This window comes from Myxococcus sp. CA033, assembly GCF_013336625.1.
Lineage (GTDB): Bacteria > Myxococcota > Myxococcia > Myxococcales > Myxococcaceae > Myxococcus > Myxococcus llanfairpwllgwyngyllgogerychwyrndrobwllllantysiliogogogochensis.
Genome location: NZ_JABUMU010000002.1, coordinates 232,828 through 252,938, shown reverse-complemented (window position 1 = coordinate 252,938; position 20,111 = coordinate 232,828). Strand labels below are relative to the sequence as shown.

Here is a 20,111-nt window from a genome sequence, read left to right as displayed (position 1 = left end):
GCGCCGACCTCTCGTGGAGATTGCGGGCCTGTGTGTCGTGCTCCCGTGCCGTCGCGCGAGGTGTGGCATGAGCTTCGGCTTCCCGTGGGGATTGCTCGCCCTGGGCGCGCTGGTGCCCCTCGTGGCGGCGTACTTCCTGCGGCGTCGGCAGAAGCCGGTCGTGGTGAGCGCGTTGTTCCTGTGGCGCACGCCGCGTCCCCGCGCGGAGGCAGGACCTCGCTGGGAGCGCTTCACGCGGGAGGCCTCGCTGCTGTTGGAGGCGCTCGCGGTCATCGCGGCGGCGCTGTACCTCGCGGACGTGCGCCTGGGTGAGGCGGCGCGGACGAAGCACCTCGTGCTGGTGGTGGACGGAAGCCTGTCCATGTCCGCGCGAGGGCCCGATGGCGTGACGGTGCTGGAACTCGCCCGCCGAGAGGCCGCGAAGCGGGTGGAAGACGAAGCCGCCACGCGAGTGACGGTGCTGGCCACCGGGCTGAGTCCGCGTGTCGTCGCGGGTCCGGAAGCAGAGCCGTCCCGCGCCCTGGCGGCGCTCGAATCGTTCCAGTCTCGAGGCGCGGACCACGACCCGATGCCCACGCTCCTGTGGGCCCAGGAACTCGCGGGAGCGGGCAAACACGTGGCCTTCTTCACCGACGCCGCCCCCGTGGAGGGACTGGTCATCCCAGCCCCCGTGCGGTGGACGGCGCTGGGCACCGCGCGCGAAAACGTGGCGTTCGTCTCCGCGCAGCGCAAGGACGATGGCGGCACGGCGACCGTGACGCTGCGAGTGGCCCGCTTCGGCGCGGCCCCTGAGTCAGTGTCCGTACGGCTGCGCGCGCTCCCGGGTCCCGACGCGAAGCAAGGCACGGAGCGCGTGGAGAAGGTCTCGCTCCAAGGCGAGGGCTCCGCCACGGTGCGCCTCACCTTCCAGAACGCGGGTGACGTCGAGGTCTCCCTGCCGGACGACGCGCTGCTCGAAGACGGTCAGGCCCGGCTCACGGCCTCTCCGACACGGCCCCTCGCGGTGAGTCTGGCCCAGGGCCTGGGTCCGCTCGAACGTGACGCCCTGGAGCGTTTCCTCGCGGCCTCCCCCGACGTGGCACGAGACGGAGCCGCGGGCGAAACATTGCTCATGGGCCCACGAGGCACGGATGCGAAGGTGACAGTGGGCGCGACGGGAAAGGTGCGCACCTTCGTGGGGCCCTTCTTCTCCGAGAAGGGACACCCGCTGCTGGACGACGTACAGCTCGCGGGCGTGAGGTGGTCGGCGGGAGAGAATCCCCCGGGGCATCCCCTCATCACGGCGGGTGACGCGGTGCTGGTCTCCGAGGAGGACGACGGACGGCTGCACCTCAACGTGGACCTGGCTCGCTCCAACGTGCAGCGCGTGTCCGCCTGGCCCGTGTTGCTGGGCAATGTGGTGCGAGAGTCGCGTCGCGCCCGCGAGGGCTTCGTCCGACGACAGCTCACCCTGGGCGAGCCGCTCCAACTGGTGACACTGCCAGGGAAGCGCTACACGCTGACGGGCCCGAGTGGAAGCAAGCCGGTGTTCGGCGCGGGAGCGGTGAGCCTTCCTCCTCCCGCCATGCCGGGGCGATATGTCCTGGAACGCGATGGCGCGGATGGGGTGGACGCGGCGGAAGTCCTCGCATTGGACGCACGCGAGTCGGACCTGCGGGGACGTGGGCGCGCGGACGTGCCGGCGCGTGAATCGGGAGACGACGAGGCGCGCGCGAATGCCTCGGACCGGGCGCGCTGGCCGCTGGTGTTGTTGCTCCTCGCGCTGGTGGGAGATTTCTACGTCACGAGGCGGGTGTCATGACCTTCTCCCTCCCCCAGGCGTGGGTGCTGTTGCTGCCGCTGGGCCTCTTCCTCTGGAAGTTCGGCCGGCGGCCCGGTCCGCCCATGTGGCTGCGGGCGGTGCTGCTGGTGCTGACGGTGGGCGCGCTCTCGGGGCCGGAGCTGCGACGGGCCGACGCGGGCAGCGACGTGGTGGTGGTGGTGGACCGCTCCGCCTCGATGCCTCGGGACATCGACCGCACCGCGCAGGAGCTCGTCTCGCATCTGGAATCACAGCGCCGCCCAGGTGACAGGGTGGGCGTCATCGCCTTCGGCCGCGAGCCCCGGGTGGAGCAACCCCTGTCCTCGGGCGGAGCCTTCGGCGGCTTCACCCGTCCAGTGGATGCGGAGTCGTCGGACCTGTCCGCCGCGCTCGATGCCGCCAACGCCCTCATCCCCCAGGAGCGCACCGGCCGGGTGCTCGTCCTTTCCGATGGACGCGCCACGGGCACGGATGCACGAGGCTCCGCGCGAAGACTCGCGGCCCGGGGAATCGCCGTGGACTGGCGTCAGCTCGCGCGGCCCGAGCCTCCGCTCGATGTCGCCGTCGTCTCGTTGGACGTGCCGACCGCCGTGTCCTCCCGCGAGCCCTTCCAGTTCTCCGCCAGCGTGCACGCCTCCGCGGCGGTGACGGGCACGGTGCGACTGGAGCGCAATGGCCGCGTGCTGGTGAAGGGCCCCTTCGATTTCCAGCCCGGCCCCAACGTCCTCCCGCTGAGGGACCTCATCGAGGAGCCCGGCCTCGCGCGCTACCAGCTCACCGTCGAAGTCCCGGGAGACGGCGTGGTGGAGAACGACAAGGGCCTCGCGGTCCTGCGAGTCGAAGGTCCCCGCCGCGTGTTGCTGGTGACGAACCAGCCCAAGGGCACCCTCGCGAAGGCGCTCGAAGCGACGGGGCTGGTGCTGGAGGGCCGCGCGCCCTTCCGCCTCACCCTGGATGACCTGGACGGCGTGGGCTCCGTCGTCCTGGAGAACGTGGACGCGAACACCCTGGGCGAGCCGGGCCTCAACGCGCTCGCGACCTACGTGGAGCAGGCGGGAGGGGGGCTCGTGATGACGGGCGGGCGCGAGAGCTTCGGCGAAGGGGGGTATCGCCGCTCACCCGTGGAGCCGCTGCTGCCCGTTTCGCTGGAGATGCGAGAGGAGCAGCGGCGCGCGTCCATCGCCATCAGCATCCTGATGGACTGCTCCTGCTCCATGGGCGCCACGGTGCCCGACGGCCGCACGAAGATGGAGGTCGCCGCCGAGGGCGTCGTGGCCGCGCTCACGCTGCTCAACCCCCAGGACGAAGCCTCCGTGCACATGGTGGACACGGAGACCCATGAAATCTTCCCCCTTCGCTCGGTGCAGGCGGGCCTGCCGTACGACAAGGTGGCGAAGGGCTTCAGCGGCGGCGGCGGCATCTACGTGGGCGAAGCGCTGCGCACGGGGCGCAAGCAGATTTTCAAGAGCGAGAAGCCCACCCGCCATGTCCTCCTCTTCTCCGACGCGGCCGACTCCGAGGAGCCGGACGACTACCGTCGCACCCTGTCGGAGCTGCAGGGCGAGGGCGTGACGGTGTCCGTCATCGGCCTGGGAACGCCGAAGGACGTGGACGCGGCGCTGCTGAAGGAAGTGGCCCAGCGGGGCGGCGGGCGCATCTACTTCGCGGAGGACGCGATGAGCCTCCCACGCATCTTCAGCCAGGAGACGCTCGCCGTCGCGCGCGCGACGTTCATCGACGAGCCCGTCTCGGTGGAGGCCGCGCCGGACCTGCCGCTCCTGGGGAAGCTGCCCTCCGAGGGACTGCCCCAGGTGGGCGGTTACAACCTCACCTATCTGAGACCTCGGGCCAGCGTGGCACTGCGCACGCTCGACACGCATGCCGCGCCCCTGCTCGCGATGTGGCCGCGCGGCGCGGGGCGCACGGTGGCCTTCACCGCGGAGGTGGATGGCCCGTTCACCGGCGAGCTGCGCCAGTGGGGTTCGCTGCGCGCGACGCTGGAGGCGATGGTGCGCTGGACGCTGGCGGGCAGCTCTCCCTTGGGAGAAGCGGTGGTGCGCTCGGAGCGGCGCGGTCACCTGCTGCGCGTGACGTTGGACCTGCCTCCGGACGAGCCGCTGCCCGCGACGTTGCCCACGCTGATGTTGCTGTCTGGCGACGGGACGTCCGCGCCCACCGAGCATCCGATGCGCTGGGAGGAAGACGACCGGCTGGTGGCGGAGCTCCCGCTGGAAGGAAGCGGCACGTGGCACCCGGTGGTGCGAGTGGGCACGCGCGCCCTGCGTGCGCCACCCGTCGCGCTGCCGTATGCCCCTGAGTTCGAGCCGGGAAGTCCCAAGGAAGGACTCGTGCTGCTGCGAGCCGTCGCCGCCGTGGGAGGGGGCGTGGAGCGCCTGTCCATGACGGGCCTCTTCGAGGAAGCCCCCGAGTCGGAGGGACACCTGGCCCTGGCTCCGTGGTTGGTGGCGCTGGCCGTGGCCGTGCTGCTGTCGGAGGTGGCCGTGCGCCGCTTCCTCTCGGCGCCTCGGCAGCGCGTGAATGCGCGAGCCGTGTCGGAGTCATCCGTGGCGGGGAGCGTGCTGGCGCCGTCGTCACCCGCGCCCTCCACGGTGACTTCCGTGACGTCGGCCCCAGCGGCTCCCGAGGCGGGGCCCCGCGCTCCCGAAGGTGAAGCGAAGCCGAAAGAGGGCGGCGTGGACTCCGCGTTGGAGGCCGCGCGCGCCCGCTCTCGTCGTCGACTGGACCGGTGAGTGGCGGCTAGAGGTACGGCGTGCCGCTCACCGGGTTGCCCAGCTCGTTCTGGAGCGTGATGCGGATGGAGGAACTCACCGGCCACCGCCACGTGTACTGGAACACGTCGGACAGGTTGACGTTCGCGGCGCGGCTGGCCGCGAGCACGAAGTTGTCCGCGGACGAGTACGGGCTCGTCACGCTGCCCAGCTGCTCGACCTTGCGCCAGAGCTGGAAGATGAAGCTCCAGTTGTGGACGCTCTTGAGCTTCAGCACGAAGGACGCGAACAGGTCCGTGGTGTCGAACCCTCCGATGCCCTGCCTCACCAGCAGCGTGTTGGCCCAGTCATGCTTGAAGCAGCGGGTGCTCCCCGGGCTGATGGGCGTGCTGGTGGCGCCCGCCGTGCCGCAGGCCACGTCGGCCTGGTACGCGGTCATCAGGTTCTTGACGTTGGTGTAGAGGGTGGTGTGGCTGGAGGACACGGGCAGCCCGTAGTACTCCATGGCCAGAAAGCGATTCAGCACCGCGTAGCCGGTCACCATGGCGTGGCCGTAGTTGCCATTGTTGGACGCGAGCTGGGGCCCGTAGAACCAGAAGTTGCGACCCAGCTCGTAGAAGCCGACCTGGTTGTGCTTGCCCGCGGCGGCATCGGTGCAGATGTTCAGCTGGAACAGGTCGAACTTGAACTCGATGCCATGCGTGCCGAGGTCACCGCAGGCAGGGTCGGAAGCGCTCCCACAGCCCGTCGCGACGCCCGAGGGGAGGATGGCGAGGCTGTCCGTGCCCTGGTAGTTGCGGCCCGAGCCAGGCGTCCGGCCGGTCATGTCCTGGTAGAAGGTGTAGCCATTGTCCAGCCCGTCGACCACGAGCTTGATCTGCGACACCGTGCAGGTCGTCACATCGGGGGTGTGCAGCGTGACCTTCTGGCCCTTCCAGATGTAGAGCGTGTGCTGGGCGCCCGGCTGTGAGGTGTACGTCCCCCGGCGTTGGCAGTACCAGGAATAGGGGTCGCTGAAGGTCTGGTAGGCGGCCTGATAGATGTTGGAGTTCGGGTGCTGCGTCAGACAGGCCTGGGTGAGGTCCATGGACAGGTACTGCCCATTCTTGTAGCAAGACCAGCCAAAGGCATTCTGCTGCGTCAGCGTGGAGAACGCGCCTGCGCCGTACTGCCAGGCGCAATACGCATTGAGGTTCATGCCCGGCAGGTTCAGGGTGGCCAGGGCGCTCCCCGGCGCGGCCACTCCCAATACCAACAGCGCGGCGCCGCCAGCATTACGACATGAGCGAGCAATCGCGGAGCGCCAGGCGCCCCACGGATGGGTCTGAGTCATTTCGGTGATTCCCCCTCTACGGATGTGGCACGGGCCGCCCCCGACCTGGAGGTGTCATCACGATGAGGAGGGCGGCCCGCTCCCTATGAAGCTCACAGGGTAAAGAAGAGATACACGGAAAGAGTGGGTGCCACAACTGGGTCAAAAAAATTCCCCCCTACCAGAATATGGGAATGGCTCTTTCGAGGTATGAGGCGCCAATGACGTCTGCACGTTGGGGGTGCCTGGGACTCACGCTGGCGCTCCTCGCACTTGCCCTCCAGGCCGCGCGCCTGGCGTTGCACAAGGGCTTCAGCATCGACGAGTTCCAGTACGCGCACGCGGCCTGGCTCGTGTCGAAAGGGCAGGTGCCCTACCGGGACTTCTTCGAGGTCCACTTCCCGCTTGTCTATCAAGGGCTGGCGCCGCTGTTCTGGCTCGTGGGGGATGCGCCTCGGGGTGTGCTCGCGCTGCGTCTGGCGATGCTCGTTCCGCTGGCGGGTGCGTGTGTCTCGGTGGCCGTGCTCAATCGACGCGAGGGCCGCGTGTCGATGTGGCTGGCTCCGGTGTTGTTGTTGGCGCTGGCGCCTTTCACGCGCTTCGCGGTGGAGATTCGTCCGGACGCATTGGCCTGTGCCTTGTTCCTGGGAGGGCTCGCCGCGTTGTCGGTGCGGCCCGGCACCCGGGGGTTCGGCTTCGTGGCGGGGGTGTTGTTCTCCGCCGCGCTCTGGTCCTCGCAGAAGGTGTTGTTTCACGGCGGCGTGGTGGGCGCGGTGCTCGCGGTGGATATCGTCTGGCGACGGGGCAGGGGGCCGGCGCTCGTGGCTCGGCCCGGCGCGTTTCTCGCGGGCGCGGGGGTGGGGCTCGCGGCGGTGGCGTCGTATCTGACGGTGACGGGCTCGTGGGGCGCCTGGTGGAAGTGGTGCTTCGCGTGGGCCGCGGAGCATCAGCGGCACTACCCCGGCTTCTCGTGGCGGGACTATCTGCTGCCCATGGTTCGCGAGCAGCCCTGGCTCTTCGCGTTGGCGGTGCTGGGGTTCCTCGTCACCGTGCGCGCGTGGTGGCGTTCGGGCGTGGAGCGCTGGGGGAGCGCGGACCTGCCGTTGCTGCTCGCGGTGCTGGCGACGTTTGGCTCATATGCGCTCCAGCGCGCGCCGTTTCCGTACAGCCTGCTGCCCTTCCTGGGAGTGCTCGCGCCGTTCATGGCGCGAGGCACGGTGGCAATCTTCAGCGGGTGGAGTACGCCCCCGGCGCGAGTCGTCGCGGCCCTGGCGCTCGGGGTGTTGCTCTGTCTTCAACTCTGGAGGATGGAGGCCCTCGTGGATGGCGGGGGCAATGCCAGACAGCGAGACGTGCTCGCGCGCATCGCCACGCTCACCGGGCCCGAGGACGTCGTCTACGACAACTCGGGAGGCTACGTGAGCCGGCCACACGCCCACTTCTATTTCTACACGGATGCCTATCTGCGGGGCTCCATCCCGGACGTGCTGGCGCGCGAGGTGCCCCGGGCCTTGGTGGAGCGCGGCTGCGTGCTGCGCGTGGATGACCTGCGGACGTCGGGATTGCCGCCATCGCTGCGAGGTTTCCTCGATACGTATTACCAGCCCTACGACGGAGACCTGTTCCTATGGGGGCAGCGGTACGACGTGTCCCCTGGGAGCGCGCTGGAGGGTCGCTTCCTGGCGGTGCGTGACGGGCGCTACTTCGTCGAGCCCGCGTCCATGCTGGAGTCGGGCGCGCTGTTCGTCGATGGGGCCCGCGTGACGGAGGCGGAGTTCCCCCTGTCGCGAGGCGAGCACACCGTGCGGTATGAGGGCAGCGCGGGGCGCTTCCACGTGCTGTGGCTTCCGCGAGACGGTCAGCGGTGGGCGCCGCGTCCCGAAGCGAAACCCACCTACTCGCGCCTGTTCTGAGCCGCGCGTCGGTGCCTCCGAGAAGAACCCTCGGAGGACACCTGCGACACGGACGCTTCGCTACGGCGTGCAGGGCGCTTGGCCGCCGGCGCGCTTGTAGGCGCTCACGCGGCTGGACAGGTTGCCATTGTCGGTCTCCGGCGAGGTCTGCCGGCCTTCGCCCGCGCCGAAGGAGAAGCCGACCGAGTGCGCGGCGGCGAGCTCCGACGTGTGCGAGAAGAAGTAGTCCACGCGGTTGTCCTTCCACCGCTCGTTGGTGTTCGGCAGGTTCATGTTGCCCACCGGGAGCTGCCACCAGAAGTTCGGTTTGTTGAGTCGCTCGGAGATGGCGCTCGCCCAGGTGAACGCCTGACGGAAGTGGGGCAGGGTGGTGTTGTTCGCGTCCCACCACGTGTCCTCGCCGATGCTGTCGTAGAAGCCCGCGTCACGGTCCGACGCCTCCACGACGATGAAGTCCGTGTCCGCCGCGCCGAGCTTCAACAGGAAGTCGGCCACCTTGCGCGCTTCACCGGCGATGTCGAAGGACGCGTTGGTGTTGAGGTACACGTCCGTGCGCGTCGACCAGGGGCTGGCGTGCAGGCTCACCTTCGCGTTGGGCGCGTACTTGCGAGCCATTGCAATCATGCACCGGCTCACGCCCACGGCGTTGTTCGCCATCCCCGAGCAGTCCGTGGCGTTGGCGCTCGCCACCTGCGCGGGCACCGTGGCCGGGTCTCCATTGGAGAAGAACTGGAGATAGCCCCAGAGGTCCGGCTCGAGGTGCAGCAGCGCGGGCTCGCTGCCCACCTGCTGCAACGTGAAGCGATAGTCCGCGAAGTAGCGCCGCATGATGGCCACGTCGTTGAGCGCCTGGAGCTGCTGCTCTCCCTCGCCCGCGGGCCCGACTCCGCCCAGGAGCTGCTGGTAGTAGGTGATGAAGGGAAGCTGCTGGCGCCCCTTCGCCCCGGACACGTGGCCGCGCACGTAGGCACCTGGCGGATCCGACACGTCCTGCCAGCAGCCCCACCACGCGCATGCCGCGCCCGCGCAGGAGGTGCCGGACGTGGTGCAGCCCGTCGTGCAGGACGTGCACACGTTCGTCGAGTCGACCAGCCCGCTGGCGACGTACAGGTAGTGCACGTCGAAGGGCGCGCCCGCCGCCGTGCCAGGCTCCATCTGCGCGCCGACGAGCAGCCGGTTCTTCCCCAGGGACGCGAGGAACGTCTCGCCCATGCACCCGGTGCCGACCGGGCCACCGTCTGGCGTCCCGCCGCCACCGTCCGGTATGCCATTGCCGCCGTCTGGGGTGTTGGTGCCGTCCGTGCCCGAGTCGGAGCAGCCTCCCAGCATCAGCAGGCAGAGGGTGAGCGGAGCGAGTCGCTTCAGCCACGTCGAAGTGTGCATGCGCATGACGACAGTCACGCTACCTCGCCACGCCCTGCACGGCTCAAGGGCCTGGGACTCCGGGACAGGGGGCCGTCCTGACTGCTTCCTCGCCCGACATCCAGCCTCGCGATAACAATCTGTTAATCTTTCAATTCAAGAAATTCTTGAAACTCGGTATTCGCGCCGACTACACGTCAGGGTTCCCCCCTGCCGAGCCCGCCGGGTGGTCTGGGCTTCCTCGCGGGCGCGGCACATCCCCTCGAGGCCGTGATGAAGACGCGACTGTGGTGGCTGGTGGTGCCCGCGTTGCTGGCGGTTGGCTGTGGTCCCGTCATCGATGACGAAGAAGGCGAGGTCATCGACGAGCTGACCGGGCAGGTGCTCCAGCGGGCCACGGTGAAGTACGACATGCACCGGCTCCTGGAGGACACGCATCTGTTGGGGCATCAGTGGATTACCACCGAGCAGGTGCAGGCGTTCCTGACGCAGCAGGGCTCGTATCTGGCGACGTACAAGGACCCGGCCTTCAGCAACAAGACGGCGGCGGCGCTCATCGTCGAGCGCTCCAAGGCGTACAACATCAGCCCGCTGTACATGCTGGCGCGCATCCAGGTGGAGTCGAGCCTGGTGCAGAGCGGCACCTCCACCAACCTGGCCAAGGCCACCGGCTGTGGCTGTCCGGACAGCAGCGGGTGTGACGCGCAATACACGGGCTTCGGCAAGCAGATTGAGTGTTCGGCGAAGAAGCTGCGCGGCTACTTCACGGACCTGGATGCGGGGCGGACCACCGTGTCTGGCTGGAAGGTGGGGACGACGAAGGCGTCGTTGGACCCGTGCTCCATCAAGCCGACCAACAAGGCCACCGCGGCGCTGTACACGTACACGCCCTGGGTGGGCGCGTACGCGACGCAGTGTGGCCGCACCACGGTGGGCGGCTCGTCGCTGGTGGCGGTCATCTACCACCGGTACGCGGACGGCGGCTTCAACTGGGACGCGCCGACGACGTCGGGCTGCGTGTCGGAGACGGCGGGCACGACGGTGCCGAACCTGGGCTGCGTGCAGAGCTCGTCGGACGCGGTGTGGCGGCAGTGCGTGTCCGGCGTCTTCACCGCGGGCACCACGACGAAGCCCACCAACTGCACCCAGTCGTGGCCGTGGTGCTCCTCCGCCACGCTGGGCCGCAGCGTGCCCGCGCGCACGTGCGTGCAGTCCTCGTCTGACCAGCAGTGGAGCCAGTGCGGCGTGGGCGGCGCGTGGGTGAGCTCGCCCATGGCGCCCAACAGCGGCGCGGGCCCCGTGGGCGCGTGCTTCGAGATGTACTGGCTGTAAGCCCGCGGCGTCAGTACTCGTTGGTCCAGATGAGGTCCAGGCCACCCGAGCGCGCATCGCCGTACTGGCCCTCCAGACTCCAGCGCGGTCCGAACTGGTATTCGAACCGGACCGCGTTGGAGTTCTCTCCCTGCTGGATGTTGGCACCCACGCGTCCGGTGTAGCCGACGTAGATTTTGTCGGTGACGTAGGTGCCCACCTCCAGCTTGGTGCCGGCGATGCCCGCGCCGCCGGCTTCAATCGAAATCACGTCCAGCGGCAGCTTCGCGGCCAGGGCCTTGCGCGCCTCGTTGGCGACGAGCGAGCCCACCACGGAAGCGGCCTGGGCGCTGGCCGTCATCGACGCGCCGGAGCCGCGCTCCAGCGTGCGGCGGCCGGTGGCGAGCAGCGTGTAGATTTCGGACTCGGGCAGCGGCGGCTCGCTGGTGGGCTTCAGGGTGATGTCCCGGCCCTGGCCTCGAATGGTGACGAACACCGTGATGTTGGCGCTGTCGTTGCGGTGCTCGGCGGTGACGTTGATGTACGGGACGGTGGGCGGCCCGGTGAAGCTCACGATGCTGTCGCGCTGCACGTCGAAGCGCCGGCCCAGCACGTCCACCCGTCCGCGCAGCACGCGCACCTGTCCGAAGAGGCGCGCCACGTCGGTGTATTCGACGCGGAAGTCCTCCGACAGCCCCAGCTCCACGTTGACGTCAGAGCCCTTCACCCAGATGTTGCGCGGCGCATTCACGTTCACCCAGTACGCGCGCCCGGGTGGCGTCTCGCCCGACTCCAGGTCCTCCGCGGAGTCGGCCACGGGAGGAGGCTCGGTGGAGGGCTGCTGGTTCGTCTCGGGCGCGCCCGGTGAGGGCTGCTGCTGTTGCCTGCGCTTGCGCCGCTCAATGGGCGTGCCGTTGCGCACCAGCACCACGTCACTGGGACGCTCCAGGTCCTGGAGGTCCTTGCGTTTGACTTCCGGCAGCTCGATGGTGGCCTCGGGGATGGAGACGTTGCGCAGGTTGACGAGCCGCTCGGACAGCGTGCCCTCGACCTTCGCGCGCATGCTCAGCACGGCGATGAGCTGGTCGTCGAAGACGATGGGGAAGTCGCGAGCCATCAGCGGGTAGGGTTTCCCCGCGGGGCTGTTCAGCTCGTACTCGCCATTCTGGGTGCGAGTGGCCGTCAGCGGCGCGTCGAGCCACAGCGTGCCGCCTCCGGCCTTGGCGGACAGCGTGTTGATGGCCAGTTCCTCGCGACTGGCCTCCAGCGCGAGCTGGATTTCGCGGTACTCGCCCAGGCCCATCAGCCCGAGCTTGCCGTCCTTCCACGAAAGCGAACCCTGGAACGTGGGCACGGCCGGAGTGCCCGCCAGCTTCGCGTCCGCCTGAATCAGCCCGCCCACACTGCGCAGCATCTCCACCGCGCCGGAGAGGAAGGAGGGGTCGAAGTCGCGCGCCTTGAGCGTCACGTCCAGCGGCGCGCGGGAGGTGTCGAGGCCGCGCTGAATCGCGGGCAGGGACACGTCCAGCTCCAGGCCCCCTTCCACCATCAAGGTGCCGCCCGCCGGCGCGGTGAGGAGCACGTCGAAGGCGGAGCGAGCGTTCTGGTAGCCGTAGTGCAGGCGCGCCTGTCCCAAGGCCAGCTCGCCCATGCCCAGCTTCTGCACGCCGGCGGTGAGCTCCATGCGAGGCGTGTCCAGCGTGCCGCGCGCGGCCAGCTCCACCGACAGCTCGCCCTGGATGCCCTTGGACGCGGCGCTCGCCTTCTGCGCGGCGGCGCCCGTCGCGCGGGCCTTCGCCACGCCGGGCAGGTGCTGGAGGGCCACCGGGCCCAGGCGGCCCTTGAGCTGGAAGGGAATGTGTCCGTAGACCTCCTGGTCCTGGAGCGCGCCCAGCGGAGCGTCCAGCGTCACGTCGAGCTGCGCCAGCGGCCCCTCGTCCCGCTGCGCCGCCAGAGTCACCTTCACGTCCTGGTCATCGCCCACCACGCCCAGTTGTCCGTTCACCGGAGGCAGGCCGTACGCGGTGAGGCCCACGGCCTTCACGCTCAGGCGCGCCTGCGGCACCAGCGCGGAGCCGGAGAGGAACAGCTGTGCGGACACGGTGCCCGCGGGCTTCTGCAGACCATTGACGCCCTCGAACTGCGCCAGGGACAGGTCCGCGACGCGGGCCTCCAGGTCCACCGAGGCCGAGAGGAGGTCGTCCGCCGTGGGGGGACGTGCCAGCATCCCGCCCAGGGTGAAGGGCGTGTGCAGCACCACGTACGTCTGGGTGCCCAGCCCCCGCACGTCCAGGCGCGCGTCCAGGGTGGCGTCCTCGCGGTCCGATGCCGCGCGCAGTTCGAAATCCAGCGGCTGCTTCAGCGCGAAGCCCGGAGGCGGCGCGGCGTAGTTCAGCTTCTGTCCGCGCAGCACGAAGTCCAGCCGGGGCTCGCGCGCGGTGCCGTCGATGCGCAGCTCTCCGGCCACCATGCCGCTCACCGGCTCCGTGCGTCCGAGGAGCTTCATCACCCCGGCGAGGTCCAGGTCATCCAGGTCGACCTTGAGGGAGAGCGCGTCCTTGCGCCGCTTCAGCACGCCCTGCACCGGCACGTCGAAGTCCGCGACGACCTTCGCCACCGGCAGCCCCGCCGACAGCGTGCCCGTGGCGCGGTCCTTCACGTAGCGCCCGTCGAGCGCCACCTGGAGGTTCTCGTAGCCGCTCACCCGTCCGTCCTGCCAGCGCAGCTTCGTCTCCGCGTCCGGCCGGGGCAGCCTGCCCTTCGCGGTGACGAAGCCCGACACCGTGCCGCCCAGCCCCAGCGACTCCGGGATGACGATGCGGGGCAGCAGCGTGAGGTCCACCGCCTCCAGGTCCACGCGCGCCGTCAGTTGCTCGTTGGCGAGCGAGCCGCGCACCGCCAGCGACTGCGCCCCCGACGCGAGCTTCAGCGCGGGCTCCACCTCCATGCGTCCGCCGCCGAAGCCCACGTGCGTGGGGGCCTGGAGCTTCCAGGTGGCCTCCGGCCACGAGAGCACCAGCGCCTGGACTTCCAATCCCTGGTTGTCCTCATCCACCAGCCCGTTCAGCGCCAGGCCGAGCGTCGCGCCCCCCAGGGCCTTCACGCTGACCTCCAGGTGACGCTCATGCGTGGTGATGGTGGCGGACACGTCCTGGAAGGAGCGCTCGCCCGAACGCAGCTCACCCATCACCAGCGTGGCGTCCGTGGTGAGGGGGCGGGTGATGTCCGGCACCTCGGCCTGGAGCGTGAGGTTCCTCACCGCGAAGTCCCCATAGGAGAGCGAGGTGAAGTTGCCGTGGGTGACGACGCCCGGCGCGCGCACGGGCCCTTCCACGCGGAACTCCAGCGTGCCGCTGCCGGACAGCGGAGGCACGGTGCCAGGCAGCAGCCGGGTCAGCGCGTCCGACAGCATGGCGAGGTTGCCCGCCGTCAGGCCGCCGTCCACGCGAATCGCCTCGGTGGTGCCTTCGCCCTTGGCCTGGAGCGACGCGCCTGGCACCAGCACCAGCAGGCGCGACAGCGTGTAGCGGCCGTCCTTCGCGCGGGCATGCAGCTCCACGGGCCCCAGCGGCTGACCCCGGAAGCGCGAGGGCGACACGGTGAGGTCCACCTCGCCGTCGAGGGTCTCCATGCTGGTGCCGCCGCCCTTCGCGGACAGGTCCGCGGAGAGGCTCGTCTTCGGCCCTTCCTTCACCAGCGCGGACAGGTCCACGTCGCGCGCCTTCACGGAGACGCCGGTGGAGCGCATCCGCTCCAGGTCCAGGTCGCCCTTCACGTCCAGCTTCGCGTCCGCGGCCGTCCCCTGGAGGTCCACCTGAGCCAGCTCGCCGTCGATGCCCGCCTTGCCCGCGAGGTTCACCGGTACCAGCAGCGGCCAGGTGGGCAGCACGCCGCGCGTCAGCTCCGGCGGCACGGTGAGGCGCCGCACGTCCACGTCCGCCTTCAGGGTGCCCGGGGGCAGGCCGGGCGGAGTCTCGGGAGGAAGTCGCGCGGTGGCGCTCGCGTCCAGCAGCAGCCCCGCGAGGTCCAGGTCCACGTCGGCGTTCAGCGCGCCCTCTTCGCCGCCGCCCTTCAAGGCCAGCCGCAGGGGCCCCTTGGTGGGCAACGCGAGCGCGCCGGTGGACTCCAGCGTCGCGCCGAAGCCCTGCGTCGCCGCCGCGTAGTGGCCGGACGCCTTCGCGTCGAAGTCCTCCAGGCGCACGTGTCGCTCGCCGCCTTCTTCCAGCTCCTGCCTGAAGTCGACGTAGCCGTCCTCGAGCTCCAACTCGTGCAGCTCCACCCGCAGCTTGCCGCGCGGAGAGGGCGGCTCCTCGGGCTTGGGCACGCGAGGCGCGATGGCCCGGGCGAGGTTCAACCCGCGCTCGTCCTGGGCCAGATAGAGGCGCGGCTTCTCCACGCGCACGTCCGTGAGGTCCACCTGCTGGTGGATGAGGCCGCCCAGGCGCACACGCGCCTCGACGCGCGCGATTTCCGCCACCAGCTCACCCTCCGGGTCATACAGCTTCACGTCCGTGAGGACGGCGCCCGGTGGTGCCAGGTCCAGCCCGCCGACTTCCAGCCGACCGGAGAACTGCTCATTGGCCAGATGGAGGCCCTTGCGGATGAGCCAGCCCTCACCCGGAGACGACGTCGCCCAGAGGAGCACGCCCAGCACGGCGACCACTCCCAGGCACACGACGCCGAGCAGGCCCCACAGCAGTCGTCGTGCCCAGCGTCGCCCTCTCAAAACGCCTCTCCAATCGACAGGTGCAGCGCGCACTGACCGTCAGGCGCTCCCGCGAAGGTGGCCCCGCGAGACGTGGGGCCGTCGGGCTTCCACTTGCTGCCAATGCCGAAGCAGCCTCCAGAAGTCGGATAGATGTACCCCGGGGTGGCGACGGGCAATCCCTGGCCCAGATTCAGTCGGCGCGCGATGTCCAGGCGCACCGGGCCCACCACCGTGAGGTAGCGCAGGCCCACGCCCACCGCGTGGTAGTGGTCGGGACCGAACAGTCGCGGCGAGTCGCGCGAGTCGAAGCCCTCCACGCCCACCAGCCCCGTGTCCCAGAACGCCGCGAGCACGATGCTGGTGGAAATCTGGTAGCGCAGCTCCACCGTCGTCTCGAAGAGGCTGTTGCCTCCCACCGGCACGGTCTCCCACTCCTCCGTCTGTGTCGTCTCCGGCACTCCGTCTCCGTCGGTGTCCTCCTCCTTGGCCAGCGCCGCCAGGGGCGACAGGCGCTGGCCGTTGAAGCCGCGCATGGAGGTGGCGCCACCGGAGAAGAAGCGCGTGACGATGGAGCTCTGTGAGCCACCCGCGGGGTTGAGCGTGCCCATCCGCAGCTTCGCCGCCAGCACCACGCGCTTGTCCTCGTCGAACGAGTGGTAGAAGCGCAGGTCCGGCAGCAGGCGGATGTAGTTGAAGTCGCCGAAGAAGATGCTGCCGCCCTTCTGCACGGACAGGCTCAGGTAGTAGCCATCCCGAGGCTCCACCGGGTCATCCCGCCGGTCCCACGCGAAGGCCACCTCCAGGAAGCTCAGCGCCACGTCACACTGGATGGTGTCCTCGCCGCAGCCCAGCACGACGGGCGGCACGCGCGAGTCCGCGCTCACCCGACCCGACAGCCGATAGATTTGGAGGTTGTAGGAGGGGAAGACGGAGAAGTTGCGGTGCGGCTGCCAGATGACGCCCGTCTGCAACCTGCCGCCATAGAAGTCGTAGGCCTGCTCCAGGCCCTTCTCCAGCGTCAGGGACGTCTGCTGGCGCAAATCCCGGAAGAGGAAGCGCGGCTGCTCGTACTCTCCCGTTATCTCGAAGACGGGGCCCTGCTTCGACGGTGACAGGACGTGGGGGATGAACGCGTAGCCGGCGCGGCCTCGCACGGTGACGCGGCGCAGACCGCCCAGGAAGTTGCGATTGGTCCACTCACCCAGCACGCGCGCTTCCTGGCGGGCCGCGTCCACGCCGATGCCGCCGCCCAGTCGCACCGAGCGGAATGGCGCCTCGCGCACGTCCACCACGACGGGCACCGTGGCTGACTCCCGGTCTGGCGCCCCGCGGTTCACCTTCACCGCGCCGAACACGCCCATGCGGAACACGCGGGCCTGGGCCTCCGCCAGCGCCGTCTCGCTGTACCAGTCCCCCTTCTTCAGCGAGCCCTGCACCTGCTCGATGATGCGGCGCGGCGGCACCTGGGGATTGGCGTCTGTCGCGACGAACGTGTTGCCGAAGCGGTAGCGCAGCCCCGGCTTCACATTCAACCGCACCCGGGCCTTCCGGGTGTCCACGTCCACCTGCACCTCGCCCGACACCTCGGCTTCCGCGTACCCCAGCTCGCGCAGCTGCTCCTGGACCCGGGCCTTGGCCTCCTCCCAGGGCGCCTCGCGGAAGATGTCGCCTTCCTTGAGGGGCAGCTCGGACTTCACCCGCTCGTGGTGTTCCTTGCGGTGCTCCTCCGGCAGCGTCTGGAGGCCCTCCACCCGGATTTCGCTGATGCGCGTGGGCTCGCCCTCGCTCACCTGCACCTGCAGCTCCACCTCGTTCTTGCCCTTGGGCTTCACCGCGCTGTCCACCACCTCCGCCTGGTAGAAGCCCTGGGCCTGGTAGTAGCGCTCGATGCGGCGCAGGTCCGCCTGCCACGCATTGGGGTCGAAGTAGTGAGGGCTGCCGAAGGGCCAGAACGCCCACCACGGGGTCTCCGAGGTGAGGATGCGGTCCTTGATGTCCCCCTGTTTCACCTGCTTCGTGCCCTCGATTTCCAGCCGGGAGACCTTGGGCCCCGGGGGCGGGGTGGACGTGGTGGCGCACGCCGCGACGCTCAGGAGCGCGGCGACAGTGGCGAGGCGAAGGAGTCGGAGCAGGTCAACGGCCACGGACTGTTCATACCCGGAAGGCAAGCGCCTGACGCGTCTCCTGTCGGACGCCCCCATCCCTTTGTCGCATTCCAACGTCTCGTCGGCGGTTCCTGTCGGCTGGTCCTTGCTGGATACACACGGAGACGTGCAAGCCGCGCCAAGGTGCGCCAGATTGGGGGCCATGCTCCTGTCCCGGCGAATCAGAGTCTTGGTGTTCTGCGTGGTGTCGGCGCTCGCCACCGCCTGCGGCGTGGATGACGACGAGGTCGTGCGCGTGAAGGAGGGCGAGAGCCTCGCCGACGCCGAGTACTGCGGCTCGTTCGGCTGCGACCAGCTCAACGAGTTCTGCGCAGAGGTCTTCCTGGAATTCGGTCGCTCGCCGCCCATCTGCATCACCGAGGACGTGTGCGAACGGCTGGAGTGCGCCAACACCAACCGCCGCTGCGCCATCTTCGATGGCTTCCCCGGTCAGGTGAAGTGCATCAAGTAAGCGGCGCGAGTTGAGTGGAGCCGCGCCCGGGAGGACAGCCCCGGGCGAGCGGAGTCCGGCCTTCAGCGCCGGGCGGACGCGGTGAGCCAGGCCAGCTTCTCGGCCGCTTCCCGCGTGGTCGAATCCGACATCAGCGCGCCCACGTCCTGGGCGATGCGGTACGCCCAGTTCGAGTCGCTCATGGAGCCCGGCAGGTTGATGCGGTCCCGCGTGCCGAGCACGTCCTGCCAGGGCAGCACGCACAAGTCACTGCTCGCGTTGAGCGCCGAGGCCAGCAGGCCCCGGTGTACCTCCGGGGTGAACTCGCGCGTCACCGTCACGCCCTTGAGCTCCGGCCAGGCGCGCGCCGCGGCCTGTCGCTCGTCGTCGCGGGCGCCCTCCCACCACTCGGCCATCGTGTCGGTGTCATGGGTGCCTGTCGTGACGAGGGACACGGAGGGGAACTGGTGCGGGTCGCGGTAGACGCTGTCGTCGCGCTCCCAGCGCATCACCCGGTAGCCGGGCAGCTTCAGCTCCGCGAGGATGTGGCGGACGAAGGGAGGAATCACGCCCAGGTCCTCGGCGACGATGCCCGCGCCCTCCGAGAGCAGCTCGAAGTGCTTGCGGCCCAGCCGCTTGTGGCTCTCCTCGTCCGGCGGCGTGAAGCGTCCGGTGGGCGTCTTCTCGTCGCGAATCCACTGACGGAAGTAGCCCACCGCGTGGTCCACGCGGCGCAAGTCGTAGTAGCTGGCCGCCTTCTTCGCGCGCGCCTTCAGCCAGGCGTAGTCGTCCTTCTGCATGGCGACGAAGTCGAAGTAGGGCAGGCCCCAGTCCTGGCCGGTGGCGGAGAAGTCGTCCGGCGGCACGCCCAGCCGCGCGTCGCGGCGGAGGATGGTGGGGTTGGCCCAGCAGTCCGCGCTGTCCTGGCCGATGATGAAGGGCTCGTCGCCGCACAGGAGCACGTCCTGGGCCTTGGCCCTGGCGCGCGCCGCGTCCCACTGCTGCTCGGCCACCCACTGGAGCCAGGCGTGGTAGCGCACCCGGCGCTCCAGCTCGGTGGCCTTCGCGCGCAGGGCCTCGGGCTGGCGCGTGCGCAGGCCCTCCGGCCACTCCCACCACGCGCGGCGCTGCTCCTGCTCGCTGATGGCGGTGAAGAGGGCGTAGGTCTCCAGCCAGTCCGCCTGGGCCTCGCGCCACTGGTGGAAGGCGCGGGCGCGCTCGGACTGGCGGGACTGGTGCTGCTCCTCGAAGGTGTCGAAGGCGCGCGCGAAGGCGGCGTCCTTGAGGGGGAAGACCAGGTCGTAGCGGACGCGGGGCGCGGAGCGGGCCTCGGCCAGCTGCCGGCGCTGCTCCTCGGAGAACGCGCCCTCGCCGCCGGAGGTGATGAACTCCGGAAGGGCGTGCAGGTCGATGAAGAGCGGGTTGAGTCCGAAGGCCGAGCGGGTGGCGTAGGGGCTGGAGTCTCCGGGCGCGGTGGGCAGCAGCGGCAGCAGCATCAGGAGACGCTGGCGCGCGACCTTCATCCAGGAGAACAGGCCATCCAGCGCGCCGAAGTCGCCGATGCCGAAATCCGTCGGGGCGCGGAGTGAGAACAGCGGAAGCAGGAGACCGGAGAGCCGGCCGGGGGTGGACATGGTGCGGCGCAATCTGCACCACCCCTGCCCCGGAGTGAACTGGTCCCGTGACAGGAAATGCGCGGCGGGTTTTCGCTGGAGGACGGATTCACCTTCCCCGGCGCACCCGTCTGTTGGCCGGTACAATCCTGGGGTGAGCGTGACTGTCTTGCCCCCTTCCTTCTATGCGCGGCCGGCCCTGGTGGTGGCGCGGGAGCTGCTCGGGACCCTCCTCGTGGTGCGAGACGCCACCGGACTTCGTCGGGTGGGGCGCATCGTGGAGACGGAGGCGTACATCGGTGAACACGACCTGGCCTGTCACGCGGCCAAGGGGCTCACCCCGCGCACGGAGGTGATGTTCGGGCCCCCGGGGCGGGCGTACATGTACCTCATCTACGGCATGCACCACTGCTTCAACGTCGTCACCGACGCGCCCGGGGTGGGGGCGGCGGTGCTGGTGCGCGCGGTGGAGCCGGTGGAGGGCCTGGAGGTCGGGGCGCGCACGGACGGGCCCGGCAAGCTGTGCAAGGCCCTGGGGTTGACCTTGACGCACAACCGGATGGACCTGGCCTCCCCCGGGCTGCACCTGCTGCCGGGGGTGGACGTGGCCGAGGCGCGGGTGGAGCGCGGGCCGCGCATCGGCGTGGACTACGCGGGGGCGTGGGCCCAGGAGCCCTTCCGGCTCTGGGTCCGGGACAGTCAACACGTCAGCAAGCGGCCGGCGACGAGGGCTCGTAACCGGCCTTGACGAAGGCGCTTCCGGCTGG

11 protein-coding genes are annotated in these 20,111 nt (G+C 69.8%); 6 read left to right on the top strand and 5 right to left on the bottom strand.

Features of this window, described 5'->3' with window-relative positions; all coding sequences use genetic code 11:
* The first annotated feature begins 67 nt into the window (after positions 1-67).
* Together HUA78_RS07025 and HUA78_RS07020 are read left to right on the top strand one after the other, a co-directional pair.
* Positions 68-1,801: a BatA and WFA domain-containing protein gene (locus HUA78_RS07025; RefSeq protein WP_174461001.1), complete on the top strand. Its 1,734-nt coding sequence runs from the start codon at positions 68-70 to the stop codon at positions 1,799-1,801.
* A complete protein-coding gene (locus tag HUA78_RS07020; protein ID WP_174475927.1) occupies positions 1,798-4,551 on the top strand; it encodes a VWA domain-containing protein in 2,754 nt (917 codons plus the stop codon). Before HUA78_RS07025 ends, HUA78_RS07020 begins: the two co-directional genes overlap by 4 nt.
* Before the next feature lie 7 nt (positions 4,552-4,558).
* Here the strand turns inward: HUA78_RS07020 and HUA78_RS07015 are convergent, their stop codons facing one another.
* Positions 4,559-5,863: a calcium-binding protein gene (locus HUA78_RS07015; protein WP_254623598.1), complete on the bottom strand. Its 1,305-nt coding sequence runs from the start codon at positions 5,861-5,863 to the stop codon at positions 4,559-4,561.
* Between the two features lie 200 nt (positions 5,864-6,063).
* On the opposite strand from HUA78_RS07015, the gene HUA78_RS07010 reads away from it, so the two are divergent.
* A complete protein-coding gene (locus HUA78_RS07010; RefSeq protein ID WP_174475926.1) occupies positions 6,064-7,755 on the top strand; it encodes a hypothetical protein in 1,692 nt (563 codons plus the stop codon).
* Positions 7,756-7,815: 60 nt separating this feature from the next.
* Here the strand turns inward: HUA78_RS07010 and HUA78_RS07005 are convergent, their stop codons facing one another.
* Complete coding sequence (locus HUA78_RS07005) at positions 7,816-9,144, bottom strand: hypothetical protein (protein ID WP_174454316.1); 1,329 nt, start codon at positions 9,142-9,144, stop codon at positions 7,816-7,818.
* Between the two features lie 246 nt (positions 9,145-9,390).
* Here HUA78_RS07005 and HUA78_RS07000 point away from each other — a divergent pair, with 246 nt between their 5' ends.
* Positions 9,391-10,449: a hypothetical protein gene (locus HUA78_RS07000; protein WP_174454317.1), complete on the top strand. Its 1,059-nt coding sequence runs from the start codon at positions 9,391-9,393 to the stop codon at positions 10,447-10,449.
* 10 nt (positions 10,450-10,459) lie between these two features.
* On the opposite strand, the gene HUA78_RS06995 is transcribed toward HUA78_RS07000, so the two are convergent.
* Both HUA78_RS06995 and HUA78_RS06990 read right to left on the bottom strand, forming a co-directional pair.
* The gene (locus HUA78_RS06995; protein ID WP_174475925.1) at positions 10,460-15,154 is read right to left on the bottom strand and encodes a translocation/assembly module TamB domain-containing protein; all 4,695 of its coding nucleotides are present in this window, start codon (positions 15,152-15,154) and stop codon (positions 10,460-10,462) included.
* Positions 15,151-17,280, bottom strand: a complete 2,130-nt coding sequence (locus HUA78_RS06990; RefSeq protein ID WP_371745543.1) for an outer membrane protein assembly factor — start codon at positions 17,278-17,280, stop codon at positions 15,151-15,153. Before HUA78_RS06990 ends, HUA78_RS06995 begins: the two co-directional genes overlap by 4 nt.
* Positions 17,281-17,443: 163 nt before the next feature.
* On the opposite strand from HUA78_RS06990, the gene HUA78_RS06985 reads away from it, so the two are divergent.
* A complete protein-coding gene (locus HUA78_RS06985) occupies positions 17,444-17,752 on the top strand; it encodes a hypothetical protein (RefSeq protein ID WP_141640550.1) in 309 nt (102 codons plus the stop codon).
* Between the two features lie 62 nt (positions 17,753-17,814).
* Here HUA78_RS06985 and HUA78_RS06980 read toward each other — a convergent pair whose 3' ends face one another.
* Complete coding sequence (locus HUA78_RS06980) at positions 17,815-19,365, bottom strand: 4-alpha-glucanotransferase (RefSeq protein ID WP_174475923.1); 1,551 nt, start codon at positions 19,363-19,365, stop codon at positions 17,815-17,817.
* A gap of 139 nt (positions 19,366-19,504) precedes the next feature.
* On the opposite strand from HUA78_RS06980, the gene HUA78_RS06975 reads away from it, so the two are divergent.
* A complete protein-coding gene (locus HUA78_RS06975; RefSeq protein ID WP_174454320.1) occupies positions 19,505-20,092 on the top strand; it encodes a DNA-3-methyladenine glycosylase in 588 nt (195 codons plus the stop codon).
* Positions 20,093-20,111: the final 19 nt, after the last annotated feature.